25 protein-coding genes and 2 tRNA genes are annotated in these 26,690 nt (G+C 67.1%); 17 read left to right on the forward strand and 10 right to left on the reverse strand.

Annotation, left to right across the window (positions count from 1 at the left end):
- Window positions 1-35 precede the first annotated feature (35 nt).
- Complete coding sequence (locus Q9235_RS15610; RefSeq protein WP_306222675.1) at window positions 36-1,868, reverse strand: hypothetical protein; 1,833 nt, start codon at window positions 1,866-1,868, stop codon at window positions 36-38.
- A gap of 204 nt (window positions 1,869-2,072) precedes the next feature.
- Here Q9235_RS15610 and Q9235_RS15615 point away from each other — a divergent pair, with 204 nt between their 5' ends.
- The 5 genes from Q9235_RS15615 (at window position 2,073) to Q9235_RS15635 (ending at window position 3,566) form a co-directional block, all read left to right on the forward strand.
- Window positions 2,073-2,549, forward strand: coding sequence for a DUF192 domain-containing protein (locus Q9235_RS15615; RefSeq protein WP_306222676.1), 477 nt, complete (start codon window positions 2,073-2,075; stop codon window positions 2,547-2,549).
- Window positions 2,550-2,648: 99 nt separating this feature from the next.
- A tRNA-Pro gene (locus tag Q9235_RS15620) sits at window positions 2,649-2,725 on the forward strand.
- 71 nt (window positions 2,726-2,796) lie between these two features.
- A complete protein-coding gene (locus Q9235_RS15625) occupies window positions 2,797-3,102 on the forward strand; it encodes an ETC complex I subunit (RefSeq protein WP_047574221.1) in 306 nt (101 codons plus the stop codon).
- 31 nt (window positions 3,103-3,133) lie between these two features.
- Window positions 3,134-3,210, forward strand: a tRNA-Arg gene (locus Q9235_RS15630).
- A 140-nt stretch (window positions 3,211-3,350) separates the two neighbouring features.
- Window positions 3,351-3,566, forward strand: coding sequence for a hypothetical protein (locus tag Q9235_RS15635; RefSeq protein ID WP_306222677.1), 216 nt, complete (start codon window positions 3,351-3,353; stop codon window positions 3,564-3,566).
- A 56-nt stretch (window positions 3,567-3,622) separates the two neighbouring features.
- Here Q9235_RS15635 and Q9235_RS15640 read toward each other — a convergent pair whose 3' ends face one another.
- Complete coding sequence (locus tag Q9235_RS15640) at window positions 3,623-5,296, reverse strand: ABC transporter permease (protein ID WP_306222678.1); 1,674 nt, start codon at window positions 5,294-5,296, stop codon at window positions 3,623-3,625.
- A complete protein-coding gene (locus Q9235_RS15645; protein WP_306222679.1) occupies window positions 5,293-6,336 on the reverse strand; it encodes an ABC transporter ATP-binding protein in 1,044 nt (347 codons plus the stop codon). The genes Q9235_RS15640 and Q9235_RS15645 overlap by 4 nt, the downstream gene beginning before the upstream one ends.
- 120 nt (window positions 6,337-6,456) lie before the next feature.
- On the opposite strand from Q9235_RS15645, the gene Q9235_RS15650 reads away from it, so the two are divergent.
- Both Q9235_RS15650 and Q9235_RS15655 read left to right on the forward strand, forming a co-directional pair.
- Window positions 6,457-7,443 carry an extracellular solute-binding protein gene (locus tag Q9235_RS15650; protein ID WP_306222680.1) on the forward strand — a complete coding sequence of 329 codons (987 nt, stop codon included), beginning with the start codon at window positions 6,457-6,459 and terminating at the stop codon, window positions 7,441-7,443.
- Between the two features lie 44 nt (window positions 7,444-7,487).
- A complete protein-coding gene (locus Q9235_RS15655; RefSeq protein ID WP_306222681.1) occupies window positions 7,488-8,498 on the forward strand; it encodes a hypothetical protein in 1,011 nt (336 codons plus the stop codon).
- Between the two features lie 2 nt (window positions 8,499-8,500).
- Here the strand turns inward: Q9235_RS15655 and Q9235_RS15660 are convergent, their stop codons facing one another.
- On the reverse strand, window positions 8,501-8,788 hold the full coding sequence (locus Q9235_RS15660) for a hypothetical protein (protein ID WP_306222682.1): 288 nt from the start codon (window positions 8,786-8,788) through the stop codon (window positions 8,501-8,503).
- Window positions 8,789-8,892: 104 nt separating this feature from the next.
- On the opposite strand from Q9235_RS15660, the gene Q9235_RS15665 reads away from it, so the two are divergent.
- From Q9235_RS15665 to Q9235_RS15680, 4 genes are all read left to right on the forward strand, one after another.
- Window positions 8,893-9,144: a hypothetical protein gene (locus tag Q9235_RS15665; RefSeq protein WP_306222683.1), complete on the forward strand. Its 252-nt coding sequence runs from the start codon at window positions 8,893-8,895 to the stop codon at window positions 9,142-9,144.
- 190 nt (window positions 9,145-9,334) lie between these two features.
- The gene (locus Q9235_RS15670; protein WP_306222684.1) at window positions 9,335-11,032 is read left to right on the forward strand and encodes an ArnT family glycosyltransferase; all 1,698 of its coding nucleotides are present in this window, start codon (window positions 9,335-9,337) and stop codon (window positions 11,030-11,032) included.
- A 91-nt stretch (window positions 11,033-11,123) separates the two neighbouring features.
- Window positions 11,124-11,867: a glycosyltransferase family 2 protein gene (locus tag Q9235_RS15675; RefSeq protein ID WP_306222685.1), complete on the forward strand. Its 744-nt coding sequence runs from the start codon at window positions 11,124-11,126 to the stop codon at window positions 11,865-11,867.
- Window positions 11,867-12,211, forward strand: a complete 345-nt coding sequence (locus Q9235_RS15680) for a lipid-A-disaccharide synthase N-terminal domain-containing protein (protein ID WP_306222686.1) — start codon at window positions 11,867-11,869, stop codon at window positions 12,209-12,211. The genes Q9235_RS15675 and Q9235_RS15680 overlap by 1 nt, the downstream gene beginning before the upstream one ends.
- A gap of 125 nt (window positions 12,212-12,336) precedes the next feature.
- Here Q9235_RS15680 and Q9235_RS15685 read toward each other — a convergent pair whose 3' ends face one another.
- From Q9235_RS15685 to fliL, 5 genes are all read right to left on the reverse strand, one after another.
- Entirely contained in the window at window positions 12,337-15,771 is a 3,435-nt protein-coding gene (locus Q9235_RS15685) for a tetratricopeptide repeat protein (RefSeq protein ID WP_306222687.1), read from the reverse strand.
- 669 nt (window positions 15,772-16,440) lie between these two features.
- On the reverse strand, window positions 16,441-17,232 hold the full coding sequence (locus Q9235_RS15690; RefSeq protein ID WP_306222688.1) for a MotE family protein: 792 nt from the start codon (window positions 17,230-17,232) through the stop codon (window positions 16,441-16,443).
- Window positions 17,229-17,684: a DUF6468 domain-containing protein gene (locus Q9235_RS15695; protein ID WP_306222689.1), complete on the reverse strand. Its 456-nt coding sequence runs from the start codon at window positions 17,682-17,684 to the stop codon at window positions 17,229-17,231. Before Q9235_RS15695 ends, Q9235_RS15690 begins: the two co-directional genes overlap by 4 nt.
- Before the next feature lie 10 nt (window positions 17,685-17,694).
- On the reverse strand, window positions 17,695-18,822 hold the full coding sequence (fliM, locus tag Q9235_RS15700; RefSeq protein ID WP_422678199.1) for a flagellar motor switch protein FliM: 1,128 nt from the start codon (window positions 18,820-18,822) through the stop codon (window positions 17,695-17,697).
- 46 nt (window positions 18,823-18,868) lie between these two features.
- On the reverse strand, window positions 18,869-19,372 hold the full coding sequence (fliL, locus tag Q9235_RS15705; protein WP_306222690.1) for a flagellar basal body-associated protein FliL: 504 nt from the start codon (window positions 19,370-19,372) through the stop codon (window positions 18,869-18,871).
- 284 nt (window positions 19,373-19,656) lie between these two features.
- Between fliL and flgF the strand changes: the two genes are divergently transcribed.
- The 6 genes from flgF to Q9235_RS15735 all read left to right on the forward strand — a co-directional run bounded on the left by flgF (window position 19,657) and on the right by Q9235_RS15735 (window position 25,112).
- A complete protein-coding gene (flgF, locus tag Q9235_RS15710) occupies window positions 19,657-20,400 on the forward strand; it encodes a flagellar basal-body rod protein FlgF (RefSeq protein ID WP_306222691.1) in 744 nt (247 codons plus the stop codon).
- 21 nt (window positions 20,401-20,421) lie between these two features.
- The gene (gene flgG / locus Q9235_RS15715; RefSeq protein WP_306222692.1) at window positions 20,422-21,213 is read left to right on the forward strand and encodes a flagellar basal-body rod protein FlgG; all 792 of its coding nucleotides are present in this window, start codon (window positions 20,422-20,424) and stop codon (window positions 21,211-21,213) included.
- 10 nt (window positions 21,214-21,223) lie between these two features.
- Entirely contained in the window at window positions 21,224-22,267 is a 1,044-nt protein-coding gene (gene flgA, locus Q9235_RS15720; RefSeq protein ID WP_306222693.1) for a flagellar basal body P-ring formation chaperone FlgA, read from the forward strand.
- Window positions 22,268-22,284: 17 nt separating this feature from the next.
- Window positions 22,285-23,037 (forward strand): flagellar basal body L-ring protein FlgH, encoded by a 753-nt coding sequence (gene flgH / locus Q9235_RS15725; protein WP_306222694.1) that lies wholly within the window; start codon window positions 22,285-22,287, stop codon window positions 23,035-23,037.
- Window positions 23,038-23,416: 379 nt separating this feature from the next.
- Window positions 23,417-23,887, forward strand: coding sequence for a hypothetical protein (locus Q9235_RS15730; protein WP_306222696.1), 471 nt, complete (start codon window positions 23,417-23,419; stop codon window positions 23,885-23,887).
- Window positions 23,880-25,112, forward strand: a complete 1,233-nt coding sequence (locus tag Q9235_RS15735) for an HlyD family secretion protein (protein WP_306222697.1) — start codon at window positions 23,880-23,882, stop codon at window positions 25,110-25,112. Before Q9235_RS15730 ends, Q9235_RS15735 begins: the two co-directional genes overlap by 8 nt.
- Window positions 25,113-25,171: 59 nt before the next feature.
- Here Q9235_RS15735 and Q9235_RS15740 read toward each other — a convergent pair whose 3' ends face one another.
- Entirely contained in the window at window positions 25,172-26,647 is a 1,476-nt protein-coding gene (locus Q9235_RS15740) for a SulP family inorganic anion transporter (protein WP_306222698.1), read from the reverse strand.
- Window positions 26,648-26,690: the final 43 nt, after the last annotated feature.

Consider the following 26,690-nt stretch of genomic DNA (forward strand, 5'->3'; position numbering starts at 1 on the left):
CGAACCGGTTTCCACTTCGCTCGAAAATGCTCAGCTCACTGGGCATCGGCCTTGAGGTCGATCTTCTCGAAGATCTCCGTTGGCTCCGTCATGGTGATGACGTCGGCGAGGCCGAGCCCCGTCGCCGACTTGGCGCTGGCCTGGACCGTGAGCGTGCCGGGCTTGGCGACGAAGCGGGAGGCGGCGGCGGCCACGCTCTTGGCCCCGTCGGACGGCCCCAGGACGGCCGCCAATCCGAGGCTCGCGACCATCGTGAACTGCTGGCGGACGTCCTCGACCTTGCGCTTGGACTTGCGCGCCTCGTTCTCGATCAGCTTCTCGACCAGGCCGTAGTTCTGCAGCTTGACCTGCAGGTTGCGGGCGGTCGCGCCGAGGGCTGCGACCTGGGCCAGCGCGAGATCGCTGGCGAACAGATCCTTGGTGACGTTGCCGAGCGTGCCGGAGGCCTCGATCTGGGCCAGGCCGGCGCCGCCGAAGGAGAGCGTGCGGATGGCGATCTCGTTCTTCGCGGCTTCCCAGGCGAGGTCGAGCTTGGCCGAGAGATCGAGCGAGCGGATGCCCATCGCGATCATGTCCTTGGCGGCGGGATGGCCGGTCGACTCGGAAATCGGGGTCACGAGCTTGTCGATCGTGACGGCGAGGCTGGTCGGGATGCCGTTGAGCTGCTCGCCCGCCTTGATCTCGAAGGTGCCGAGCGAGATCTTGACCGGCTCCTTGCCGGTGATGATCGCTGGCGCGTCGATCGAGATGCCGGCGAGACGCACCGTGCCGAGCGTCGGGATGAAGCGGCGGAAATCGAACTCGTCGATCGGCTTGTCGGGCTCGGCCAGCGCCGCGCGCAGTTCGCGGATGACGGAGCCGAAGGCGAAGCCGGAATAGCCGATCGAATCGATGCCGCCCTTGGCCTCGCCGGAGCGGAACTGGAGGCCTTCCATGGCGAAGCCGGATTTCGCCGGGGTGCTCTCGCCGAAAGCCATGCGCGCAATGCGCATGTCGACAGCGTCCGCCTTGACGCCGGCCTTCGGCGGCGGGCTGACATTCATGACGAGGTCGCGGGTTTCGCCGCTGCCGTATTCGAACATGTCGAAGAGGGCGAGCACGGAGAGGCCGAGCTGCCGTTCCGCCTCGGTCTTTGTCGGCGACTTGTCGGCATCGGCGGGCTTCTTGCCGCCCTGCTTGCGCTCGACCTCCTCGCTGGCCGCCGCGAGGCGGGACATCACGTCGAGCAGCGGCTCGGGACCGACCTTGGCGGCGAAGCCGCGCGCCGTCGTCTTGCCGAGCGACATCTTGCCGGCCTTGCCCATGTCGAGGCTGTAGCCGTCCTGCTCGAAATTGCCGATGACGGGCAGCATCGCCTCATTGGCGCCGGGGCCGGCCTTCTCGGTCAGGACGCGCGTGATCTGGCGCAGGTCGAACGCGTCGAAGGCGGTGCGCTTCAATTCGCCCTTCATCGGGCCGGTCGTCGCGCCGTCGGCCGTGATGCTGCCGCTGGCCGATTCGCCGCGGCCGATCTTGCCCTCGCGGATATCGGTCAGGCGGATGTCGCGATAGATCGTGGTCTGCTTCTGGTCGCCGACCGTCTGCACCAGCGAAAGCTCCGGCGCGCTGATCTCGGCGGCGTTCAGGCGTGCGGCCCGGGCGGCGGCCGGCTCGGCCACCCCGCTGAACAGGGCGAGGAAGGCATCCTTCTCCAGCGTCGAGCCCTTGATCGTGACCTTCGGCGCGTTGATCACGAGCTTGCCGAGGTCGATCTTGACGTTGTCGAGCTGGAAATCGGCAGCCCAGGCCGAAGACGCGAAGGTCATCAGGATGGCGGCCAGGGCCGTGCCGGCAAGATGCGTCGTCCGACGAGGGCGGGCAGCGATCATGGATGTCTCCTACTTCCTTAGGCCGGCGAAACTGCCGCAAGCGGATGGCGAAAGATAGTCGTCAGCCGGAGCGGCCTGGCATCCCGCATTCATATGATGACGAAAGGCTTGACCGAAAGGCGGCGAACGCGGCCATCTGCCGAAGATTTGCCATCGGCCGCTTCTACAGCCCAAAGGGTCATGGCCGCCACGGAGTCCAACGCGATGCATGTCGTCAGAACCGCTCTCGCCGCCCTTGCGCTGGCGCTGATCGCATTGGCCCCGGCCGGGCTGCAGGCGCAGGGCCAGCCGGCTGCGGCGGCGGGGCTCGAATCGCTGATCATCGTCAGCGGCGGCACGCGCCACGCCTTCCAGGTCGAGGTCATGCGCACGCCGGACCAGCGGGCGAAGGGCCTGATGTTCCGCAACTACATGCCCACCGATCGCGGCATGCTGTTCGATTTCGCCGCGACCGAGCCCGTGGCGATGTGGATGCAGAATACCTATATCTCCCTCGACATGCTGTTCATCCGCGCCGACGGCACGATCGCGCGGATCGCCGAGCGCACCGAGCCGCTCTCGACGCGCACGATTCCCTCGGGCGAGCCGGTGCTGTCGGTGCTGGAGATCAATGGCGGCGTCAGCAAGCAGCTCGGCATCAAGCCGGGGGACAAGGTCGAGCACGCGCTGTTCAAGCGGTGAGGGCTACGTCGCTGCACAGGCGGGATGCCGTATGACGGCTTTCGCTTGCGGGCGCGGCCTGTGGCATGATAGCGAACCGCAACGTTTGGAATGCCTCGTCGGGGTATAGCGCAGCCCGGTAGCGCATCTGCTTTGGGAGCAGAGGGTCCCAGGTTCGAATCCTGGTGCCCCGACCATCATCTCAAGCGTGTATATGAAGCGGTTCGCGTCGCGAACTGCACTGGTTTGGTGACGGCAGAGCGCTTTCATGACCGCACGCATCTATCGCCCGGCCCGCACGGCCATGCAGTCCGGCACGGCCAAGACCGAGCGCTGGCTGCTTGAGTACGAGCCGGAGGCGCCGCGCCAGATCGAGCCGCTGATGGGCTGGACCTCGTCCTCCGACATGAAGAGCCAGCTCAAGCTCTGGTTCGACAGCGAGGCTGAGGCCGTCGCCTATGCCACGCGCAACGGCATCGCCTATCGCGTCGAGCAGCCGAACGAGGCCAAGCGCCGCACGGTGTCCTATTCCGACAATTTCAAGTTCACCCGCGTCGGTCAGTGGACGCATTGAAGCCGACAGGCGAGGGGCTTCCTTCGCTTTCGGGCCCGTAGCTCAGATGGATAGAGCAGCAGCCTTCTAAGCTGCTGGTCGCAGGTTCGAATCCTGCCGGGCTCGCCATTTTCCCTGCTGCAGCAAGCAGAATCAGCATTCGCCGCAGCGGATGTTGCTGAGCGGCCTGATGGTCGAGCCCGGGCTTGCCGTTCCTCGGGCCGGAGGCGGCCACGTTTTCGCCCGCCTGATGGCTCAGCCTCTCCGGCATGCGGAAAACAATCGTCATCACACTCGCCTTGCTCTCCGCCGGTTGCGCCGGCCAGAGCGATCGTCGCTCGCAGGATGAAGCCAATTGCGACAGCTACGGCTTCGCCCGCGGAACGGATGGCTACGCGAACTGCCTGATGACGGCAGATCGGGACTGGAAGCGCGATCAGGACAGACGCGCGGAGCGCTCCGGCAGAGCGATCTACCCGGAGTAACGCGGCCCATCCGGCCGTTCCCTAGACAATACGAAGAGCCGCGCAGCAGTCTGCGCCTAGAGCAACGCGCGCTCGTCGCGGCCCAGCAGGCGGAAGGCGAGATAGATCGCCGTGCCGCTGAGCACGAGCAGGATCGTCGAGAGCGAGGCCGCCGTGCCGTAGTCGCCGTCGTTGATCGCGATGTAGATCTTGACCGGCATCGTGATCGTTCCGCCGACATAGAGCACGAGCGACGAGGAGAGCTCGTTGACCGCCGTCACGAAGGACAGCATCGCGCCGGCGACGATGCCGGGCAGGATCAGGGGAATCGTGACTTTCATGAAAGCATGGAACGGGCTGTAGCCGAGCGAGATCGCGGCTTCCTCCATGCTCGGCCCGACCTGTCGCAGTGCCGCCGCCGAGGAGCGGACCGCATAGGGCAGGCGGCGGATGAAGACTGAGAGGATGATGATCGCCGCCGTGCCGGTCATCACCAGCGGCGGCGTATTGAAGGCGGCGATGAAGGCGACGCCGACGACGATGCCCGGCATGACATAGGGCACCATCAGCGTGGCATCGAGCAGCGAGCTGTGAGCATTGTTGCGCCTTGCGACCAGGCAGCCGATCAGCGTGCCGATCACCACGATCAGCAGCACGGAGGCGCCGGAGAAGACGAGCGAATTGCGCACGACGTCGCCGAGCGTGGCAATGATGCGGGTATAGCTTTCGAGGCCGAAACCGGGCTGGAAGACCGGCCCGTTCGTCTTCCTGATCGAGTAGATCGCCGCGATGATCGCCGGCATCGCGCCGCCGAGCGCGATGAAATAGACGGCAGCATGGGCCGCGATATTGGCGAAGCCGCGGAGCTGGATCTTCTCGGGACGGTTGATCAGGTTGCTGTGATAGACGTTGCGCCGCGACATGTAGCGCTGGATGAAGACGAAGATCATCGACATCAGGATCAGGACGAGGCTGAGCGTCGTCGCCATGCCGAGATTGGAGCCGATCTCGGCGGAATAGGCGGTATAGGCCTCGGTCGCCAGCACGTTGAAGCCGCGCCCCAGGAGGCGCGGCGTGCCGAAATCGGCGATGGCGTGGATCAGCGCGAGCAGGCCGCCGGCCGAGAGCGCCGGCAGGACCAGCGGGAAGGAGATCTTCAGCACGCGCTGGAACGGCGTCAGCCCGAGATTCTCCGCAGCCTCCTCGAGCGAGCGGTTGATATTGGCGAGCGCGCCCGAGGTCAGCAGATAGACGTAAGGATAGAACTTGAAGGCGAAGACGATGAGGATGCCCCAGACGCCGTAGATCGGCGGCATGAAGATGCCCCAGTCCATCAATGTCTGCCGGACGATGCCGCCGGAACCGAACAGCACGATCCAGGAATAGGCGCCGATGAAGGGCGGCGAGACCAGTGCCAGGATCGCCATCATCGAGACGAAGCGACCGCCCGCGATGCGGATGCGGGCCATGCAGAAGGCCATGACCGAGCCGAGCAGGAGCGCGCCCGCAAGCCCGCCGAAGCCGACGATCAGCGTGTTGACCAGCGCGTTGAAGTAACGCGTGCTGGTGAACAGCCTCTGCCAGTTGGCCAGGGTGAGCGCACCGCTCTCGTCGCGAAAGCTGGAGACCAGCACAAGGCCGAGCGGGATGAGCAGCAGCACGATCAGAATCGTCCAGGCTCCAACGGCGACGAGCGTCCAGAAATCCGGGCGCCAGCCGCGGCGCCCGGCCGGGGAGGCGACCGCGCTCATGCCGCAAGCTCCGTCGCGACGCGCCGCCCGCCGCTATCGAAGGCATGCAGATCGGCCCGGTCGAAGCCGAGCCGGATTTCCCGACCGGCTTCGATCGCGAGGTCCGGGGGAGGTGCCGCGATCTGCGCGACGAGCCGGTGCCCCTGCGCCTGTACCGTGAGATGAGCCTCGCGGCCGAGATAGGTGAAATGCTCGACAAGGCCGGTGAAATCGGCGGCTCGGGGCTCGGCCGCGTCCGCTTCGGCGAGACGCAGGCGCTCCGGCCGCAAAGCCCATTGCGCCACGCCCGACACGTCCGGCAGGCCGAAGGAGGAGGGTGAGAGCAGGTTCATCGTCCCGACGAAGGAAGCGACGAAGCGCGTTGCCGGCCGGCCATAGATCTGCTGGGGCGTGCCGATCTGCTCGATCGAGCCGCCATCCATCACGCAGATCCGGTCGGAAATGGCGAGCGCCTCTTCCTGATCGTGGGTGACGTAGATCGCGGCGATGCCGATCGTGCGCTGGATGTCGCGGATCTCGTCGCGCAGGTCGAGCCTGAGCTTGGCATCGAGATTGGAGAGCGGCTCGTCCATCAGCAGGAGGCGCGGCTTGACCACCATCGCCCGGGCGATGCCGATGCGCTGCTGCTGGCCGCCCGAGAGCGCGGCCGGCAAACGCTCGGAGAGAGCCGAGAGACGGACCGTCGCCAGAGCCTCGGCGACCCGGTCGCGAATCTCGGAGGTGGCGACCTTGCGCGCCTTGAGGCCGAAGGCGACGTTCTCGGCGACGGTGAGATGCGGGAAGATCGCATAGTCCTGAAAGACCATGCCGATATCGCGCCTGTGCGGCGGCACGGCGAGCAGATCGGTGCCGGCGAGCGAGACCTTGCCCTCCGACAGTTGCGAGAAGCCGGCTATCGAGCGCAACAGGGTCGTCTTGCCGCAGCCGGACGGGCCGAGCAGTGTGAAGAACTCCCCCTGTGCGACGGTGAAGGAGACGCCGTTCAGCGCCGTTGTGGCTCCGTAGCGCTTGATCGCGCCTTCGACAGTCAAATAAGCCATGCCGGCAAAGAATCTCCGCTCTCCCGTAGCGGCCCCTAGTTGCGCATGGCCGCGATTGGACGGCAAGATGGCTGATCATCGTCGGCAGAGATCGACGCCCTGGGAGAGGACCGGAACATCATGACGTCGCGCAATATCTGGGTCGGCCGCATCCTGCTGGCGGCGGGGCTGTTCGGCGTAGCGGGAGCGGCCGTCGCTGCCGACAACAAGGTCGTGCTCTACACCGCCCACAAATCTTCCATCGTGCAGAAGATGATCCCGCTCTTCGAGGCCGAGACCGGCATCAAGGCCGAGGTCGTGCAGCTCGGCTCCGGCGACGTCTTTCGCCGCGCCCGCGCGGAGGCTGCCGCACCGAAGGCCGACGTGATCTGGAGCGTCACAGGCTCGCTCTTGGGCGAGAACGCCGATCTGCTCACGCCCTATGCGCCGAAGGATCAGGCCGCCATCGACGAGCGCTTCGTCAGCAGCCCGGCCTGGACGCCCTACACGACCGTCATCTACGTGCTGATGGTCAATAAGCGCATGGTCAAGGATGCCGACATCCCGAAGAACTGGGCCGAGCTCTCCGATCCGAAATGGAAGGGCAAGGTCGCCTCGGCCCGCGTCGACAATTCCGGCTCCGCCTTCCAGCAGATGACGACGGTGCTGACCGCCGGCGGCGACAAGGGCTGGGACGTCTATGGCAAGCTCGCCAAGAACTTCGTCTTCTCCGACAGCTCCGGCGCCGTCCCGCGCTTCGTCGCCGATGGCGAGGCGCCGCTCGGCCTGACGCTCGAGGACAACGCGCTCGAGTATGTCGCCGGCGGCGCTCCGGTGAAGATTGCCTATGTCGAGGACGGCACCACGACCTCGCCTGACGGCGTCGCCATGCTGAAGGGCGCGCCCAATCCGGAGCCGGCGAAGCGCTTCATCGACTGGGCCTTGTCCAAGAAGACGCAGGAGGCGCTGGTCAAGGAAGCCGGCCGCCGCTCGGTGCGCAAGGATGTCGCCGCACCCGGCGAGGTGAAGCCGCTTTCCGAACTGACCCTGGTCAAGCTCAAGTCGGTCGAGGAGCTCGGCGGTACCAAGGCGCTGATCGAGAAGTGGCGCCAGGTGACCGGCAACTGACAAAGGCTAAGGGCACGCGCTGACCGCCGGATGCGACGACGACCATGCAGATCGAATGCTTCAGCCTCGGCAAGCGCTTCGCCACGCCAGAGGAGAACGAGGACAGCGTCGTCATCCTGCCTGGCCGCGGCTATGCCGTGATCGATGGGGTGACCGATCGCAGCGGGCGCCGCTTCGGCGCCATGCGAGCCGGGCGCTTCGCCTCCGGCCTGGTGGCGACGGAGGTTTCCCGCTTTCTGCTCAATGAGGACCTCAGCGTTCGCGGCGGGCCGGAGCGCGTGCGCCGGCTCGTCGAGGCCCTGGGCGAGGCGCTGCGGGCGGGCTATGCGGCGCACGGCCTGCTGGATAAGGCGTCGGCCGATCCTGCCGCCCGGATCGGCTGCACGCTGGCGCTGGGCTACCATGACGGGCCGGCGCTGCAACTGGTCTCGGTCGGCGATTCCGGTATCAGGCTGGGAGGGGTAGCGCTGGGCACGATCCGCCATGTCGAGGCCAAGCCGCTCGACCGCGTGACGGCTTTGATCCGGCGCGAATGCTGGGCGCATCTCGGCAGGCTGCGGGCCGATCCGCTGCCTCAGCGCGCGATCTCGGACGATGCGGTCTGGAACGGCTTGCGCGAACCGCCGCCCGGGCTGGGCGCCGAGGCCTGCGCAATGATCAGGGCGCACGTGCTGCGGCTCTGCGAGGAGGAGATGCCGGGAATCGCGCAGGCCGAGATCGAACGGCTGGTCGATAGCGGCATCAGCGGCCAGCGCGCCTTCTCCAATCACCCCACCAGCGATCTCGGCTATGGCGTGCTCGATGGATTCGCCGTCGCCGAGCGGCATGTCTTCACGGCGGATTACCCTGCCGCCGCGGTCGCGCGGCTTGAGCTGTTCAGCGACGGCTACTTCGCCGAGCCGGAGGCTTTCGGCGTGGCGGCCTGGGAAGCCAGCTTCGCCGAGGTCGAGCGAATCGACCCCGACAAGATCGGCCCCTATGCCAGCGTGAAAGGCTCAGGCCCCGACAGTTGGACCGACGACCGGACCTATCTCGGAATCGCGTTCGATCGCTGAGGTCAGTCTTCCCGGCCCCAGTTCCGCAACTTGCGAATCGTGGCCGCAGGGTCGCGCGGGCGCAGCCTCCACAGGTTCCTGATCAGGCTGACGAGCGCGAACAGCGCGAAGCTCGGCAGCGCGAGGACGATCGGCACCGTCAGCAGGCCCATGGCGCAGCCGCCGGAATCGCCGACGCCGCATTTCGGGTCGAAGATCATCAATCCGAAGACCCAGACGAGCCCCGCCAGTGGACCGGTGACAAGGCCGATCAGGCCCGCCAGCAATGCTTTCGTCAGCAGGCGTGCCATGCCGAGCCTTCCCCGTTTCCGGCGAGCATAGCCCGGCTCTCCCGCGACGGAACAGGCCGCGTCCTGCCTCGTTGTAGGGACGGGGGCAGATGCGGAGAACACCGATGCTGCGGTTCGTCGCAATCACCGCCCTTGCGGCGGCTCTTTCATCGCCGGCCTTCGCGGAGCCCGGCTTCGTTCGGACGGTCAGCCTGCCGGTGTTGGGCTCCTCCGCCGGGCTCGGTCCGAAGGCGGCCTGCGAGTTGCCGGCTCGCCTGTCTGCAGCGGAGCCCGTCGCGATCCCCGATCATGCCATGACCTTGTCACCGCGCATGCTGCAGGCGATCCGCGTCGACAATGATGCGTCCATCGACTGAAGAGGGCGCCGCTTCGGCATTCCAAGGTCTTCATCCCGATCGTGGAGATCGGCTTTGCGGCCTCGGCGCTTGCCGACCTGCGCCCGGCAGCGTAAACCCCGCGCGGCACCGCCTTGATGGTGCCTAAATGGCCCGCCATCGGGCGGCAGCCGGCATTCTGGACAGATGCGGCCGGCAGCCGCGGGGATGAATGATGTTTTCGCTTACGCCAGCGATCGACCGCCTCAAGGACGCGGCTTCGGCCAGCCATTTGCGGGCCTGCATCTTCCTGCTGCTCCTGTCGCTCGCCGCCTTCCTGCCAGGCTACAGCACGCTCCAGCCGCTCGACCGCGACGAGCCGCGCTTCGCCCAGGCGAGCAAGCAGATGCTGGAGACCGGCGATTTCGTCGATATCCGCTTCCAGGACGAGGCCCGCCACAAGAAGCCGGTCGGCATCTACTGGCTGCAAAGCGCGGCCGTGAAGGCCGGTGAGGCCATCGGCGTACCCGAAGCGCGCACGCAGATCTGGCTCTATCGCATTCCCTCGCTCATCGGCGCGACCGCGACCGTGCTCCTGACCTATTGGGCGCTGCTCGCCTTCCTCCCGCCCCCGCTGGCCTTGTTGGGCGGCGCGCTGATGGCTGCCGCGGTGCTGCTCGGTGTCGAGGCGCGCATCGCCAAGACGGATGCGCTGCTCGCAGCCTGTGCCGTTGCTACGATGGGCGCGCTGGCCCGGACCTGGCTCGACTGGACGCGCTCGCTCGCCTTCGTGCCGGATCGACGCAACTGGCTGGTGTTCTGGGGCGCGACCGCGATCGGACTCCTGATCAAGGGACCGATCGTGCCGATGGTCTGGGGCCTCGCCATCCTCGTGCTGAGTGCAAGCCAGCGCTCCTTCCGCTGGCTGAAGCCGCTGCGCTTCGGGGCAGGGCTCTTGCTCTGCCTCGTCGTTACGCTGCCCTGGTTCGCGGCGATCATGATCAAGACCGGCGGCAGCTTCTTCGCCGACAGCGTCGGCCAGGACATGCTTGGCAAGGTTTCCGAAGGGCAGGAGAAGCATTGGGGGCCGCCGGGGCTCTATCTCATCGTCTTCTTCGCGACCTACTGGCCGGCGGCTGCCTTCGCAGCGATGGCGGTGCCCTTCGCCTGGGTGCGGCGCAAGGAGCCGCAGATCCTGTTCCTGATCGCCTGGATGGTGCCATCATGGCTGGTCTTCGAGGCGGTGCCGACCAAGCTACCGCATTACGTGCTGCCGCTCTATCCGGCGATCACCGCGCTGCTGCTGCTCGCCGTGCTCAATGGCGGCATCAACCGCTACCGGCGCGGCGCGGTGCTCACCGCCTGCCTCGTCGTCATCGTGCCGCTGGCGCTGATGGGGGTGATCCTGTTCGGCAACTGGACGCTCGACCGTGCGGTGCCGTGGCTCGCGCTGCCCTTCTTCGCGCTTGTCCTGCTGGCCGGCATCAGTGTCGTCGCGGCCTTCCGGCGCCTCGACTTCGAGGGAGCGCTGTGGCGCTGCGTGCCGGCGAGCCTGCTGCTGACGATTGCGGTCTATCCCTTTGCCATCGAGAGCCTGCGCTCGCTGAAGCTGTCGCCGCGCCTGGCGGAGACGGTGAAGGCCGCGGGCTGCGCCGATCCGGCCGTGCTGACGCTGGGCTATCGCGAGCCGAGCCTGGTCTTCCTGACCGGCACCAAGCTCGCGATGGCCGCGAGCGGCACCGACGCGGCGGCCTTCCTCAACCAGCCCGGCTGCCGCGTCGCCTTCGTCGAGCGCCGCTTCGCCGAGGATTTCAAGAGCGCGCTGGCGGGGCAGAACGTCAAGCCGCGGCTCGTGACCACGATCAACGGCTTCAACCTCAATGGCGGGCGCAGGCTGGAGATCGCCGTCTTCGCCAACTCGCCGAACTGAGGCGCCAACGCTCGAAGCCTCCTGCGCGAAGCCCTTGCCCTCTCGGCCAAGCTGACGCAGTTTGCGGACCGTTTTTCCGGATGATCATCCTTTGACCGAAACTTCCTCCCATCCGCTGCTCAGCGTCGTCGTGCCGGTGCGAAACGAGCAGGGCAATATCGCGCCGCTCGTCGCCGATATCGAGAAGGCCTGTGCGGCGATCGGCCCGTTCGAGGTCGTCTATGTCAATGACGGTTCGACCGACGGCACGGCGGCAGCGCTGGCCGAACTGGCCGCGACGCGGCCCTGGTTGCGCGTCGTCACCCATGCCCAGTCCTGCGGCCAGAGCGCCGCCGTGCGCAGTGGCGTGCGCCATGCCCGCTCGGCCATCGTCGCGACGCTCGACGGCGACGGCCAGAACGATCCCGCCTTCCTGCCCGAGATGGTCGAGGTCTTGCAGAAAGCCGGGCTCCAGGCCGGGATGGTCCAGGGGCAGCGCGTCGGCCGCAAGGATACCGGCTTCAAGCGGTGGCAGTCGAAGATAGCCAATGGCGTGCGCGTGCGCGTCCTCAATGACGATACGCGCGACACCGGCTGCGGACTGAAATGCTTCCGCCGCGAGGCTTATCTTGCCCTGCCGTATTTCGATGCGCTGCACCGCTTCATGCCGGCGCTGATGGCGCGCGAAGGCCACAAGGTGCTGCATGTCGACGTGCGCGACCGGCCGCGGCTGACCGGCGTCTCGAATTACGGCTTCTTCGACCGGCTCTGGGTCGGTATCCTCGATCTCGCCGGGGTTTGGTGGCTGATCCGGCGGCGCAAGCGCGTGCCCCGGATCGTCTCGGAGACGATGTGATGCTCATCGACCTGCAGCAGACCATCGGCAATTATTTTCACGATGTCTTCGTCAACAATGTCGATTGGTGGGTCCTGCTCGGCGTCGTCGCGCAGGGGCTCTTCACGATGCGCTTCGTGGTGCAGTGGTGGGCGAGCGAGAAGGCCCAGCGCTCGGTCGTGCCGATGACCTTCTGGTGGTTCTCGATCGGCGGCGGCGCGCTGCTGCTGATGTATGCGCTCTACCGGCGCGACCCGGTCTTCATCCTCGGCCAGGGCTTCGGCGTCTTCGTCTATATCCGCAACCTGCAATTCGTTCTGCGGGCCAAGGCGCGCGGCGAGGACACGAATTCCGGGCCGGGGTAGAACTGGCCCGTTATTCTCGGGCGAGCATGCACCCATAGCAATCAAGGGCGCGGGGGACTCTTTCCTTACAGGAGAGGGAATCCCGCGGTTATTGCTCGTGTCTTCGGCTGCTGGAGTGCCGTCAATCAACTCCGCGACGGCGCAGCCGGCTCGGCCGCCGCGCCGTCGGCGGGCGAGGGCAGTTTGTCGGCGGCGGGTGCCTGCGGCCTGCGCATCGCGGCCGAATAGGCCGGGTAGCGCTCGCGATAGGCCTTCAGGAAATCGGAGAGCGTGTCGGCATTGGCGGCGGCGCGGGCCATCTCGCGGATATCCGAGGCGCGCGTCCGGTCGGCCCCGGTGATGAAGGCGAATGTCCGGGCATCGGCACCGCGCGCCATTTTCGGGGCGAACTTGCTGCGCAGCCGGTCGAGCGACAGGTTCTCGCCCGCCATTACATAGGAGACGCCGGCGCGCATCGCGTCGGCGCGCTCGCTGTCACTGAGCGTGCCATCGCCGCGCCAGCTTTCGCCGAGCAGACGCTCATAGGCCTCGCCAGCCTCGCGCCAGCGGCGCCCGGTCCAGTAGATGTCGGCGCGCAGCCGGTCGATCTCGGGCCCCTGCTGCGCTTCCAGCATCTCGAGCGCCTGGTCGGTGCGCGAGAGGTCCGACAGCGCCTTGGCCTCCAGCAGCAGGCGCGCGCGCCTGATGTCGGCCGGCAATTCGACCAGCCGGGTCGTGTTGAGTGCGCGGACCGCGTCGGCCGGCTTGCCGTTCATCAGCTCGATCATGGCGAGCCTTGCCGCGACCGTGGAGCGCGCCGCGCCACTGAGACGCCGGTCCATCTGGTATTTCAGGATCTCGGAGGCCTGATCGAGCAGGTCGAGCTCGACCAGCCTGTCGGCGAGGAGGCGGGTGATCTCGTCGCCGCGCCGGCCGATCGGCAGGAATTCCTTGAAGTCGTAGAACAGCGCCAGCGCCTCGATGCGCGACAGCTTGCCGAGCCCGCTGCCGCTGAACAACTCGGCGAAGCGTTGTGCCGTCTCGTCATGCATGCGCCGGGTCAGCGGATCCTCGGTGAAGTTCTCGTTGGCGCGACGCGCGACCATGAAGGCATCGCGCCAGCGCTGCTGGTCGGCATAGAGCCGGCCGAGCTCGGCCAGGGCCTCGATCTCCAGGCGTCCGCCGCGCCAGATCACGGAGACCGTCTCCAGCCGGGCAATGGCTTCCTCGGGCTTGATGTCGGTGCGCTTCTCGGCAGCGGCGAGCTTGACCGCGCGCAATTGCGCTTCCGCCGCGATCGGGCGGCTCTTGGCCTCGAAAAGCCGCTTGTAGCCGTTCATAGCCGCTTCCGGGCGGCCGCCGATATCGTCGAGCCGGGCCTGGAGCAAGGCGAGGTGCTCCTCGTCGAAGCTGCCGCGCGGCATGTCGGCCAGAGCCTGAATCTGGCGCTCGGCGACGGCGATATCCTGCTGGGCGAGCGCTGTGCGCGCCATCGCCTCGCGGAACAAGCCCTGGAGATGGGGCGGGTAACGGTCGATCACGGCCTCGGCCCGGCGAAAGCCGGCGAGCGCCTGGGCATTCCGATCAAGGCGCTGCTCGACCAGGGCGCGCCAAAGCCCGGCCTCGGCATCGTCCTTGATCGGGTCGGCATCGAAGGCGGCCAGCGCCTGCTGGTCGCGATACATGCCGGCCGCGATCACGCCCTTGAGGAAGAGCGCCTCGCGGTTGCCGCGCATTTTCATGTCGTCGGCGAGCATGGCGTTGAGCGGGCCGGCCGCCTCGGGCATCAAGCCGTTGGCGGCATAGAAGCGGGCCAGCGCCAGCCGGGCCTCGGACTTGCGGCCGCGCGAGGCGTCGGTGACGTCGAGCATCAGGGCGTGGGCGCGCTCGCGCGGATTGCCGAGGCGCAGCTTGGCCCAGACATCGCCGTCGAGCAGCGGTGCGGCTTCCTGCTTCGCGACCTTCTCCTCGGCCTTGCGGTCGGGTTCGCCGATATCGAGCGAGACATTGAGCCCGCCGCTGCGACCGATGCGGACCCGTTCCGTGCCGGCGCGGACGACGACATCGTCGGCATGTGGCTGCACGGCGAGCCCCTGTGCCGTTGGAAGCAGGCCGAACTCGACGAACTGGTAGGGCTTCGGCGTCAGCCGGGTCGGGCCGGTCGCCGTCGCGACGGCGACGGGCAGGCCCGCGGGGCCGGATTCGAGCCAGTGGATACCGGTCAGGCCTGCGAGCGGCACGGCAACGATGGTCTGGCCGCTCTCATCCATGCTGCGCTGGGGCTCGACCGGGGCGGCCGGCCGGCCGGCCTCCTCGCCGAGGTCGAGCGACCATGTCGGGCCGTTGTCGAAGAGGCGCGTCAGCGGCTGGCCGGCGAGCCTCAGCTTCACCAGCGTGACCTTGCCCTCGCGGGTGACGGTGCTGTCCTCGATCAGCTTGGGCATCAACCCTGCGAGCTTCGCGGGATCGATGGTGTCGCGGGTGTCGAAGACCAGCGTCATCACGCCGGCATCGAGAAAGGCGGCGGCGCCGGTCGGGCGGGTGAAACGGAAACTGAGGCGCTTGCCGTCGGCGGTGATGGCGACGGGGCCCGGCGGCACCTCGGGCGCAGCCGGTGCTGCGGCGGCCGCCTGGGCGGGTGGCGTGGCCGGCTGGGCGACCGGCGCGGGTTTTGCGCCAGGTTCGGCCGGTGGCGTCGCGACCGGGGCAGGGGGCGCCGGCGCCGCCGGCTTGCCGAGATCGACGAGCGAGAGCGCTTCCTGCTTCACGGGGCGGAGCAGGTCGACGACCAGCCCGGTCTCGTCGTTGAAACTGCGGACCTGCCAATCCTTGGGCAGGGTCAGGTTCAGGCTCAGCGCCTCCTTGCCGGCGTCCAGCCCGGTGAGGGCGATATCGCTTGGCAGGGCGCTGCGGACGGCGCTGGCCTCGACATTCATCGGCCGGTCGAAGACCAGCTTCAACGTGCCGTCCGACAGGTCGGTGGTCAGCTTCGTCTCGGCTGGCGCCGAGAAGATCAGGCGCTCCAATGTCGGCAAGCTGGCCGAGGTCATCGTCAGCATCGCGGGCGCGCGCGCCGGCCGGCGCGCGGCTTCCTTCGCGCGGGCTTCGGCAAGGCGCAGGCGCTCGGTGAGCTCGGCCATGGCTTCCGCCGGCGGCCCGGGCATGACGCCGGACCAATTCTGCGGCAAGAGGTCGATGAAGGCCTTGTCGCCGGCTTCGATCAGGTTGGCCTTGTAGGCTTGCGTCAGCGCGAAGCGCATGCCGCGGCCATCGGGGTCGACACGGGCGACCGAGACATAGTTTGGCAACTCGCGGGCAATGCGCGCGACATCTACCTGAACCTCGCCGCCGAAAACGACGATCAGCACGCCGTTTGAAACGCGGATGCGGGTCTGGACAGGCTCGTCGAAGGTGAGGGACAGGCGGCCGAAGCCGGCCGGCATGGCCTCGCCACGCAGGCTCGCGCCGGCCGCGAAGGCAGGCGTCTCCAGGCCGGCGGCGAGCGCGAGAGCGGCCAGCCCGATACCGAAGGCGAGGGAGCGCGACAGACGCAAACCGTGATACTCGACCCAACGCGACACTGGGCCTCGCCATGTCGAAAGGACGTGGTGGCCCTCGGGCACGCTAGCGCGTCAACCATAATGGCGTGTTAACGCTCGCGCTCTGCGGGCTGCAATGACCGCTGAGGTTTCCAGATTCGAAGCAGCTATCGGAACGGCTCTACTCCAGCGGGCGCGGGCCACGCCGGGCTGTCCGAAGCGCGCGTCTCTAGCATTCGCTGCATGTGGCAGGATTGTAACCTACGGGTGGAGGCGGCCCGCCATATGACCCACCGCCATATGACCCGCCGCGATATCCCCCGCCGCCGTATCTTGGATAGCCGCCGTAGCCATGGCCGCCTCCATAAACGGGAGCCTGGACGACCGGGGCAACCGGCGAATCGCAATCGTACTCATCGCAGTATGAGCCTGAGTAGGCGTAGGGGCGCTGATCGGCGCAGCCCGCCGCAAGCGTCCCGAGCAGCAAAACCGAAGCAATAGCTGTGATCCGCATGGACGTTTCCTCCTGCCGCGATCATCCGCCGCCGGACCTGAACGATTGCTGACCATCCCGAGTTGCACGCCGCCTCGTGACCTTTCGATCCGGATCGCCGCGAATGCTTGCAAGGCGCAGGCCGCGCAGCCGGCTTCGATCGATCGCGCTCGCGGCCCGGCTGCCTTCGTCCTGCCGGGCCGAAAGGGATAGCCGGATCAGCGCTGCGGCGCGGGCGCGATCGCCGGGAGCTCGTTGCCGGGCAGGGGGGCTTCGTTGGCCACGCGCTCGACGGTCGCGCCGCGCCCGCTGGTCGCCAGTGCGACGGTGAGCTTCTCGGCCCGATCGGGCGCCATTGCCGCCAGCACTTCCGACATCTTGCGCGGGTTCATCTGCTGGACGACGGGCACAAGCACGTCGAGGCCAAGGCGGTCGAAGACGCGCGCGGCATCCTTCGGCTTCATCGATTCGTACATGATGACGAGGTTTTTGATCGCCTTCGCCTCGTCGGCGGAGGCCTTGGCGGCCGGGCTGACCTTCTCTTCCAGAGTCTTGAGGTCGCCGACACGGCCGTCGAGCTTCTTTTCGGCGGAGTTGAGCAGGCGCTCGCGCATTTCGAGTTCGCGCATCCGGCCTTCCAGTTCCTCGCGGCGCTCGCCGAGGCGTTCCAGGATCGCCTTCTCGGCTGGCGATATCGGCTGGACCGAGCCGTTCATGATGCCGGCCTTGTTGTTGGGGTTGGCGGCGCGGGCGGATTCGGCCTTGGCCTCGGCTTCCTTCTTGTCAGGATCCTTCTTCGGGTCGGGCGCGGGCACGGAGCCGGTCGTCTCGGGATCGAAGAGGTAGGGCGCGGTCTTGTTCGCGTTCTTGGCGGCGGCCTGCGCGAACAGCGGCGCGGCGGCCGGAATGTGGCCAGGGACGGGCTCCGCCGTCCAGGCGAGCAGCTTCAGCGCCAGGAGACCCATGGCGCCGAGAATCACTGCCGGCAGGAGGCGAGGCCGTTCGATCACGCAGCCTGTTCCTCGAGGCGGCGGGCGGCGCGGGCGCGGATGGCGGCGGCGGACTGGGCCGCGCTCTCAAGGCGCGAGACCGGTGCCGGCGCGGGCGGCGCCTCGACCGGTGCCGCCTTGGCGCCGACCAGGGTTGCGGCGCTGACGATCTGCCCGATGCGTTCCATCACCGCCTGGCCGGCCTCGACCTGGGCCGCGAGATCGGCGGCATAGCGCTCCGCGGTGCGCAGACGCTCCTCCAGGGTGCGGTCGCAATCGCCGAGCGTCGACTTGAGGCCGGCGATGGCGCGCTCGGCATTGTCGGTCGCGGTGATCAGCGCGCCGACGGTCTGGCGCATCCCGGCCTCGTCCGCCTTCAGGCGCTCGATGCGCTTGGTCAGGACGAAGCAGGTGATGATGGTGGCGACGAGGAGACAGGCGACAAGCACTTCGGCGATGAGATTGAGCGTCATGGCATACCTATCAGGTGGTGGCGCCGAGATGGCTGGCGAGGCTGTCGAAGGCGGCGAGCGTCGTCTTGGAGCGGCGCAGCGGGTTCACCACCTGCACCGCGATCTTGTCGTCGACCCGGCCGATCCGGCCTTCGGTGACGACGAAGTCGCCGCAGCGCAGCGAGACGATCGAATCCGGCCGCGCGTCGAACATCAGCGTGTCGCCGATCTCCAGCTTCATGACGCGCTTCAGCGGCATCTGCGTCTCATGGAGCACGCAGGTGACGTCGACATCGGCCTGCCAGACCTCGGTCGCGAGATGGTTCTCCCAGATCGGATCGCGCCCGAGCTTCTCACCCATGAAGCTTTCGAGCAGCAATTCACGGATCGGCTCGATCGTGGCATAGGGCAGCAGGATGTGCAGCGCGCCGCCGCGGCCTTCCATGTCGAATTTCAGCTCGACGCGGATCGCGGCGTTGGCCGGGCGGGAGATCGAGACGAAGCGCGGGTTGGACTCGACGCGGTCGACGGTGAAGCTCACGGGCGAGAGCGGCTTGAAGGCGGCCTCGGCATCACCCAGGACCAGCTCGATGACGCGGCGGACCATGCGGTTTTCGATGGAGGTGAAGGGGCGGCCGTCGATGCGCGGGGCCGGCTGCCCGCGCTTGCCGCCGAACATCGCGTCGAGGACGGAGTAGATCAGCGAGGACTCGATGGTGATGAGGCCGAAATTGTCCCATTCCTCGGCCTTGAACACCGAGAGCAGCGCCGGCTGCGAGATCGAGTTGATGTAGTCGCCGAAGCGCACCGAGCGGATGCTCTCAAGCGTGACCTCGACATTGTCCGTGAAGAAATTGCGCAGGCTGGTCGAGAGCAGGCGCACCAGACGCTCGAAGATGATCTCGAGCATCGGCAGGCGCTCATAGGCGACCGAGCCGGAATCGACGATCGCCTGGATGCCGTTGCGGGACGTGCCGTCGTCGCCGCTGGAGAAACCGAGCATCGTGTCGATTTCGTCTTGCGACATCAGGCGATCGGTACCGCCTTCCTGTTCGCCGTCGTCCTCGATGATGTCGGGCATCGTCGCCCAGCCGGCCGCCATCCCTTCCGGGGTCAGCGGCTCGTCGCTCGGCTTGTTGTTGTCGCGTTCGGTGCTCATCTCTGCGCCGCCATTCCGGTCCGGTCCACGAGGGCCATCGGCTTGCTCACTGCACCAGCAGTTCCTTGAACAGCACGGCGTCGACCTTGGCCGGATAGACCGTCAGGTTGACGCGACGCAGCAGTTCTTCCTTGAGCCGATACATGCCGGCCGAGCCTTCGAGATCGGAGGGGCGCAATTCGCGCATGAAGACCTGGAAGGCATCCTCGACGCGCGGCAGCAGCGGCTTGACCTGGTCGGCCGCCTTCGCATCGGCGATCTCCAGCGCGACCTTGAGCTTCATGACCGGCTGGCGATCCTGCTGACCGCCATTGGACATGCTGATCATCATGTCCTTCATGTCGAGGAAGGCGACGGGATTCTTGGCCTTGGCCGCGGCTTCCGCAGCCGCGATCTGCTCGGGCGAGGGCTTCTTCAGGAAGAACCAGCCGCCGCCGCCGGCCGCCGCCAGCAGCACGACGCCGCCGATGATCATGAAGAGCTTCTTCTTGCTCTTCGGCGCTTCTTCGCCAGAAGCGCCTTCCTCTGCCGTCTTGGCTTTCTTCGCCATCTCGTCACGCGCCCCGGGCCGTCGAGCCGCCTTCTGCCGCCCATGGAGCCACCTTCCCCAATTACGGTTAACGCGTCGTTAAGGGCGGCAGAATTTGCCGGGCGTTTCTTGCCGCTCCAGCATCCTGTTCCGGGTCGCGGCGGGGGGTTATCCGCGTGTGTATCTAATAATATCAGTAGCTTAGAGAGGTTAACCATCCTGGCACGTCGCTTGCCAGTATTGGGCCGTGGCGACTGCGCTGGGGAGCGTCGAGGTCGCCGCGGGACATGATCGGGAGTTAAGCCGTGGAGAACGCGCTTCTCATCGGCCTGTCGCGTCAGGTGGCTCTGGCGCGCGAGCTGGACGTCATCGCCAACAACATGGCGAATGTCGGGACCAATGGATTCAAGGCGCGCAGCGCGCGCTTCAACGAATTCCTCATGCCTGTGGCGAAGGCCGATGCCTTCAAGCCGGCCGACCGGCCGCTGTCCTATGTCATCGACAAGGGGACCCCGCTCGATCTGTCGCAGGGCACGATCGAGATGACCGGCAACCCGCTCGACGTCGCGCTGAAGGGCGACAACTACCTCGTCGTGCAGACGCCGAACGGCGAGCGCTACACCCGCGCCGGCTCCCTCAATATCGACCGGCAGGGCCGGCTCGTCACCCAGACCGGCCTGCCGGTGCTGGGCGATGGCGGACCGATCGCCTTCGGTTCCAGCGAACATTCGATGCGCATCGCGGCTGATGGCACCGTGAGCAGCGACCAGGGCACGCGCGGCAAGCTGCGCCAGGTCCGTTTCGCCGATCCGCGGGCGCTGGCGAGCGAAGGCTCCAACCTGTTCTCCTCGACCACGCCCCCGCAGGCCGCCGGCCTGGAAGCGCGGCTGGAGCCCGGTGCGATCGAGCGCTCCAACGTCAAGGCCGTGGTCGAATTGACCCGCCTGATGGAGGTGCAGCGCAACTACCAGAGCGTCGCCAACATGATGAGCAAATCCGACGAACTGCGCAGCCGGGCGATTTCGCGCCTGGCCGACCAGCAAGCCTGATAGCGGAGAGGAGCACGCACCATGCGCGCCATGCAGACAGCCGCGACCGGCATGATGGCCCAGGAGATGAACGTCCAGGTCATCTCCAACAACATCGCCAACGTCCGGACCACCGGCTACAAGCGCCAGCAGATCCATTTCCAGGATCTGCTCTACGAGAACTTCCGGCGCGCCGGTTCGGCCACCTCGGACCAGAACACGCAGGCGCCTGCCGGCACCTTCATCGGCTCCGGCGTCAAGACGGTCTCGACCGGCCGCGTCATGACGCAGGGCAATATCAGCCCGACGGAGAAGCCCTACGATCTCGCAATCCGCGGCGAGGGCTTCTTCCGCATCCGCATGCCGGACGGCCGCACCACCTATAGCCGCGACGGCTCCTTCGATCTCGACGCGCAGGGCCAGCTCGTCACCCGCGACGGCTATCAGGTCGAGCCCGGCATCACCGTGCCGAACAATGCTTCCAGCGTCAGCATCAACGCGCAAGGCATCGTCGAGGCGATGGTGCCCGGGCAGACCGCCCCGCAGCAGCTCGGCCAGATCCAGCTCGTGCGCTTCGTCAACAAGGTCGGCCTCGAGTCGATCGGCGACAACCTCTATGTCGAGACGGCGGCCTCGGGCCAGCCGATCGACGGCTTCGGCGGCGGCGAGGGCTTCGGCACGCTGCAGCAGAACTATCTCGAAGAAGGGAATGTCCAAGCGGTGACGGAGCTCTCCTCCCTCATCGCCGCGCAGCGCGCCTACGAGATGAATTCCAAGGTCATCACCGCCGCCGACCAGATGATGTCGGCGACGACCCAGATGTTCCGCGGCTGAGGGCGCCATCATGATCCGCCTCTCCCTCATCGCCTTGCTGCTCTCCGGCGCCGCCGCGCTCGCCGCGCCGCCGCAGGGCGAGCCTGCGCCGGTCGCGATGGCTTCGGCGGTTGCGGCTCCCGCTGCCGCGCTGCCCTCCAGGCTGCAACTGCGCCCGGAGATCAACCTCGCGCGCGACCTCGTCACCTTCGGCGACCTCATTCCGGGCCTTTCCGGCGAGGCTGCCGCGACGGCGGCTTTCCGGGCGCCAGCGCTCGGCGAGACCGGCACGATCCAGGTCGCACGCATCGTCGAGGCCGCCCGTGCCGCCGGCATCGTCCGCGAGGCGGGCGATCTCCAGAGCCAGGGTTTCGCCCAGGTCGTGGTGACGCGCGCCGCCCGCCGCATCACCGCCATGGATCTCGAAGCGGCCGTGAAGACCGGTCTGCAGGAGCGTTTCGGCGTCGATGCCCGCATCTTCGCGCTGGCGATCGATGGCGGGGCGCCGAGCGTCGCTGTCGAGCCCGAGCTGACCGGCGACGTCGCCGTGGTCGATCTCTCCTTCGATGCCCGCTCGCGGAGGCTGCAGGCCCGGCTCGCCGTGCCCGGCAGCACGGCGATGCGCCTGAAGCCGCTGCGCATCTCCGGCCAGCTCGTCGAGACCATGGAGGTCGTGGTGCCCAAGCGCCTGATCGCCCGCGGCGAGACGCTGGGCAAGGACGACGTCACCGTCGAGCGTCGCCCGCGCGACGGGCAGGGCAGCGAGATCATCGGCGATGTCCGCTCCGCCATCGACAAGGTCGCTCGCCGTGCCCTGCTCGCCGGCGTGGCGCTGCGCGGCAGCGACGTCCAGCGCGAGGAGATCGTCGGCAAGGGCGACCTCGTCACCATCGTCTACGAGGCGCCGGGCCTGCTGATCACGCTGCGCGGCAAGGCCACCGAGGCCGGCGCGATGGGCGATGTCGTCTCCGTCACCAATCCCCAGTCCAAGCGCGTGCTGCAGGGCAAGGTCAGCGGTCCCGGACGGGTTTCCGTCCAGCCTTCCGCCGCCGGCCGCGTCGCCAGCGCTCAGTGAGTTCCGTGGAAACCGCCATGTACGCCAACCGTCTCGCCAAGCTTTCCGGGCTTCTGCTGCTGACCGCCTCGCTCGGCGCCTGCGGCATGGGCGACCGCCTCGCCAATGTCGGCCAGGCGCCGACGCTCTCGCCGATCGAGGACCCGACGGCGGCCAAGGGCTACAAGCCGGTGCAGATGCCGATGCCGGAGGTGGCGCACGCCTCGTACGCGCCGAACTCGCTCTGGCGCACCGGCTCGCGCGCCTTCTTCAAGGACCAGCGCGCCCGCAATGTCGGCGATCTCGTCACCGTCAAGGTCAAGGTCACCGACCGCGCCCAGCTCAACAACACGACCAAGCGCAGCCGCAAGAACGGCGAGGATCTCGGCGCCGAGAACGCCTTCGGCTTCGAGAACAAGCTCGACGGCTACCTGCCCAACGGTGCCAAGGCCTCCTCGCTGCTGAAGCTCGAATCCGACGGCTCCAGCGAGGGTGCTGGCTCGGTCAACCGCTCCGAAACCTTGGCGACCAATGTCGCTGCGGTCGTCACCCAGAACCTGCCCAACGGCAATCTGGTGATCGAGGGCAAGCAGGAGATCCGGGTCAACTTCGAGGTGCGTGAGCTGATCGTCGCCGGCGTGATCCGGCCCGAGGACATCGAATCCGACAACACGATCGAGTCGACCAAGATCGCCCAGGCCCGCATCGCCTATGGCGGCCGCGGCCAGATCACCGATGTCCAGCAGCCGCGCTACGGCCAGCAGGTGATGGACATCCTCCTACCTTTCTGAGCCGCACGAACGGCCCACACGAAATTCCGAACGGCGCGGAACGCTCCCCCCTTGTCTCCGTGCCGGACGGACGGCGGTCTCTCCCGAGCCGCCACCATCCCGGCCGCCCGCCACGCTCCCCAAGCTTTCCAAGGTTGGCGGCCCGAAGCCCCGCGTTCTCCCGACGCGGGGCTTTCTCATGGCGTCCTGAAAGGCGCCGCTCGCGCGGGTATCCGCATTCCAGCGTTCGGCTCTTCCTGAAGGCCGGCAATGACATCGCCCGACTAGTTGACCTTCCGGCATCCTTGGGCTGTGATGATAGGGCGTCTGCTGTCGCGACAAGGCTTTGGGGGAGCCGTGCAGCAGTTCTGCCTAAGTCTCCCGCGAGAGGAGTACCGTCATGACGGCAGCCGTTCATCCTGCTGCTCCGCATGCGCTCCCGTCCTTCATCACCGCGCCAGGGGATACGGATACCCTGACAGTCGTTGCAGCCGTCGTTCTCATCGGAGCGGTCCTGGGCGTGGGCCTGCTTTTCCTGCGCCTTCACACCTTGCCCGAGCGCATGGCGCATAAGTCGCACAAGCTCCAGTTCGAGATCGTGGCTGTGCTCGGCCTGCTCGCGCTGTTCACGAGTATCCATCTGTTCTGGGTGGCCGGGCTGCTGCTCGCCCTGATCGACCTTCCCGATATTTCCGGAACGTTCGGCCGGATGGCGAACGCGCTGGAGACGATTGCCGGCAAGGCCCCGGACGATAGCGAGGAGTTGGCCGCGCCACCGGCAAAGGCAGAGGTCGCCGGGCCGCCCAAGGCCCCTCCGGAAAGCCCGCCGCGCGCCGCTGCCGGGATGGCCGAGGAGAAGGGTCATGCTTGAGCTTCTCGTCTGCGCGCTGTTCACCATCCTTCCCGACTATCTCTATCGCCGTTTCGCGCAGGGCAAGCGCTTTGGCCACGAGATCACGCTGTTCTCGGTCTGGTTCGAACTGCGCTGGGGCATCGTCACCTGCGTCATGCTGACGGTCGGCCTCATCACGGTGATCTTCTACAATCACCCGTCGACGACGAGTGCGACGGTGTTCTTCCGGACGGTTCCGATCGTCCCGGAGGTCAATGGCCGCGTCGCCGAGGTCCATGTCGGCGTCAGTCAGGCGGTCGCCAAGGGCGACCTGCTGTTCACGCTGGACAACAAGACCCAGACCGCGGCCGTCGAGGCGTCGCGCCGCAAGGTCGCCGAGGCGGATGCCGCGATCGCCGTCGCGAAGGCGGACATCCTCGCCAACGAAGGCAAGATCCAGGAGGCCAGGAGTTCCCTGCAGCAGGCTCTGGATGAACTGCGCACCAAGACCGAGCTGCAGCGACGCAATGAGAACGTCGTCGCCGCCCGCGAGATCGAGCGGCTCGAGAACATCGTCGCGGGGCGCGAGGCCGCTGTTTCCTCGGCGACGGCCGCAAGGGATGCCGAGCAGACCAGGATCGCCACGTTGCTTCCTGCCCAGCGCGCCAGCGCCGAGGCCGCGCTCGGCCAGGCCGAAGTCGAGCTTCAGAAGACGGTGGTGCGGGCCGGCTTCAACGGGCGGGTGGAGCAGTTCACGCTGCGGGTCGGCGATGTCGTCAACCCGTTCATGCGACCGGCCGGCATCCTCATCCCGGAGGAGGCGGGTCGCGGACGGCTTCTGGCCGGATTCAACCAGATCGAGGCACAGGTGATGAAGGTCGGCATGGTCGCCGAAGTCACCTGCATCTCGAAGCCCTGGGTGATCATCCCGATGGTGGTGACCGGCGTGCAGGACTTCATCGCCGCGGGCCAGGTCAGGAGCGGCGAACAACTGCTCGATGCACAGCAGGTGGTCCGCCCCGGAACCATCCTGGTCTTGCTGGAGCCGCTCTATCAGGGCGGGCTCGACGGCGTGACGCCCGGCAGTAGCTGCGTTGCCAATGCCTATAGCAACAACCAGGATATCATCGCGGCGAAGGAGACCGGCACGTTGCGCCGTATCGCGCTCCACGCCGTCGATGCGACCGGCCTGGTTCACGCGGTGCTGCTGCGCATCCAGGCGCTGGTGCTGCCGGTCAAGACCCTCGTCTTCGGCGGGCACTGAGGGCGAGAGGCACCGCATCGGCGTTGCAGGGCCTCTTCATCGCCTCCCGGCCGACGCCATCAATGACCTGCCGCGAGCTTTCCGTCGCTCTTGTCGTGGACGGCGAGACGCTCGACCATCGTCGCGGTCGCCTGGTTCATGCCGACGATCTCGACGGAGATCTCGTGATGCCGGAACTTGAGCACGACGCGATCGAGGGCATTGATCGCGGTGATATCCCAGAAATGCGCGGCGCTCAGGTCGATCACGACCTTCCTTACCTCCTCTTCGCGGAAGTCGAAGGCGGCATGGAAAGCCTCGGCGGTGGCGAAGAAAATCTGCCCGCCGACACGATAGACACGCTCGTCGCCGGCGCGCTCGGAGGCGACGGCGAAGAACCGTGTCACCTTGTGGGCGAAGAACAGCCCGCTCAGGACCACGCCGAAGAGCGCGCCCTTGGCGAGGTCATGCGTGGCGACGACGACCGCGACGGTGCCCAGCATGACGATGCTGGAGCTTTTGGGGTGGATCAGCAGCGCCTTCACAGAACGCCATTGGAAGGTGTTGATCGAGACCATGATCATCACCGCGACCAGCGCGGCCATCGGAATCTGGGCGACATAGGGCCCGAGTACGACGATCAGGAACAGCAGGAAGCCGCCGGCCCACAGGGTAGAAAGGCGGCCACGCCCACCCGATGAGACGTTGATCACGGATTGCCCGATCATCGCGCAGCCCGCCATGCCGCCGAAGCAGCCGGCAACAATGTTGGCGAGGCCCTGGCCGGCGCATTCGCGGTTCTTGTCGGATGTCGTGTCGGTCATCTCGTCGACGATCGCCGCTGTCATCAGGCTTTCGAGCAGGCCGACCATGGCAAGCGTCAGGGCATAGGGCGTGATGATCTTCAGCGTCTCCAGAGTGAGCGGCACCTGTGGCAGCGCGAAGATGGGCAGCTCGCTCGGCAGCGCGCCCATGTCGCCGACCGTGCGGATACCGAGGCCGAAATACATCGAGATCGCGGTCATCACCACGATCGTGACGAGCGGCGAAGGGATGGCCCGGGTCAACCGCGGCAGCAGGTAGATGATCGCCAGCCCCGCCGCGGTCATCGCGTAGACGATCGGACCGCGCCCGAGGAGCTCGGGCATCTGGGCGAGGAAGATCAGAATTGCGAGCGCATTGACGAAGCCGGTCACGACGGAGCGCGAGACGAAGCGCATCAGGTTGCCGAGCTTCAGGATGGCGGCGACGATCTGGAAGAGGCCGGTGAGGAGCGTCGCCGCCAGCAGGTATTCGAGGCCGTGCTGCTTCACCAGCGTGGTCATCACCAGCGCCATGGCGCCGGTCGCAGCCGAGATCATGGCCGGACGCCCGCCGGCGATTGCGGTGATGACGGCGATGCAGAAGGAGGCATAGAGCCCCACCTTCGGATCGACACCAGCGATGATCGAGAAGGCGATGGCTTCCGGGATCAGGGCGAGCGCGACGACGGTACCGGCGAGAAGCTCGCGCGTGATATTCGGAGCCCATTCGCTCCGCAGATGAGATCGGGTCATGACAAAGGCTTCCCGGCCCGGGAGGGCAAAAGCCTCCGGGCAA

Origin of the sequence: Bosea beijingensis (assembly GCF_030758975.1) — a bacterium.
Taxonomy (GTDB): domain Bacteria; phylum Pseudomonadota; class Alphaproteobacteria; order Rhizobiales; family Beijerinckiaceae; genus Allobosea; species Allobosea beijingensis.

Bases quoted from the DNA above. Each gene is read 5' to 3' on its own strand.
- Q9235_RS15610 (WP_306222675.1), bottom strand. From the start codon at position 1,868: ATGATCGCTGCCCGCCCTCGTCGGACGACGCATCTTGCCGGCACGGCC.
- Q9235_RS15615 (WP_306222676.1), top strand. From the start codon at position 2,073: ATGCATGTCGTCAGAACCGCTCTCGCCGCCCTTGCGCTGGCGCTGATC.
- Q9235_RS15625 (WP_047574221.1), top strand. From the start codon at position 2,797: ATGACCGCACGCATCTATCGCCCGGCCCGCACGGCCATGCAGTCCGGC.
- Q9235_RS15635 (WP_306222677.1), top strand. From the start codon at position 3,351: ATGCGGAAAACAATCGTCATCACACTCGCCTTGCTCTCCGCCGGTTGC.
- Q9235_RS15640 (WP_306222678.1), bottom strand. From the start codon at position 5,296: ATGAGCGCGGTCGCCTCCCCGGCCGGGCGCCGCGGCTGGCGCCCGGAT.
- Q9235_RS15645 (WP_306222679.1), bottom strand. From the start codon at position 6,336: ATGGCTTATTTGACTGTCGAAGGCGCGATCAAGCGCTACGGAGCCACA.
- Q9235_RS15650 (WP_306222680.1), top strand. From the start codon at position 6,457: ATGACGTCGCGCAATATCTGGGTCGGCCGCATCCTGCTGGCGGCGGGG.
- Q9235_RS15655 (WP_306222681.1), top strand. From the start codon at position 7,488: ATGCAGATCGAATGCTTCAGCCTCGGCAAGCGCTTCGCCACGCCAGAG.
- Q9235_RS15660 (WP_306222682.1), bottom strand. From the start codon at position 8,788: ATGGCACGCCTGCTGACGAAAGCATTGCTGGCGGGCCTGATCGGCCTT.
- Q9235_RS15665 (WP_306222683.1), top strand. From the start codon at position 8,893: ATGCTGCGGTTCGTCGCAATCACCGCCCTTGCGGCGGCTCTTTCATCG.
- Q9235_RS15670 (WP_306222684.1), top strand. From the start codon at position 9,335: ATGATGTTTTCGCTTACGCCAGCGATCGACCGCCTCAAGGACGCGGCT.
- Q9235_RS15680 (WP_306222686.1), top strand. From the start codon at position 11,867: ATGCTCATCGACCTGCAGCAGACCATCGGCAATTATTTTCACGATGTC.
- Q9235_RS15695 (WP_306222689.1), bottom strand. From the start codon at position 17,684: ATGACGCTCAATCTCATCGCCGAAGTGCTTGTCGCCTGTCTCCTCGTC.
- fliM (WP_422678199.1), bottom strand. From the start codon at position 18,822: ATGAGCACCGAACGCGACAACAACAAGCCGAGCGACGAGCCGCTGACC.
- fliL (WP_306222690.1), bottom strand. From the start codon at position 19,372: ATGGCGAAGAAAGCCAAGACGGCAGAGGAAGGCGCTTCTGGCGAAGAA.
- flgG (WP_306222692.1), top strand. From the start codon at position 20,422: ATGCGCGCCATGCAGACAGCCGCGACCGGCATGATGGCCCAGGAGATG.
- flgA (WP_306222693.1), top strand. From the start codon at position 21,224: ATGATCCGCCTCTCCCTCATCGCCTTGCTGCTCTCCGGCGCCGCCGCG.
- flgH (WP_306222694.1), top strand. From the start codon at position 22,285: ATGTACGCCAACCGTCTCGCCAAGCTTTCCGGGCTTCTGCTGCTGACC.
- Q9235_RS15730 (WP_306222696.1), top strand. From the start codon at position 23,417: ATGACGGCAGCCGTTCATCCTGCTGCTCCGCATGCGCTCCCGTCCTTC.
- Q9235_RS15735 (WP_306222697.1), top strand. From the start codon at position 23,880: ATGCTTGAGCTTCTCGTCTGCGCGCTGTTCACCATCCTTCCCGACTAT.
- Q9235_RS15740 (WP_306222698.1), bottom strand. From the start codon at position 26,647: ATGACCCGATCTCATCTGCGGAGCGAATGGGCTCCGAATATCACGCGC.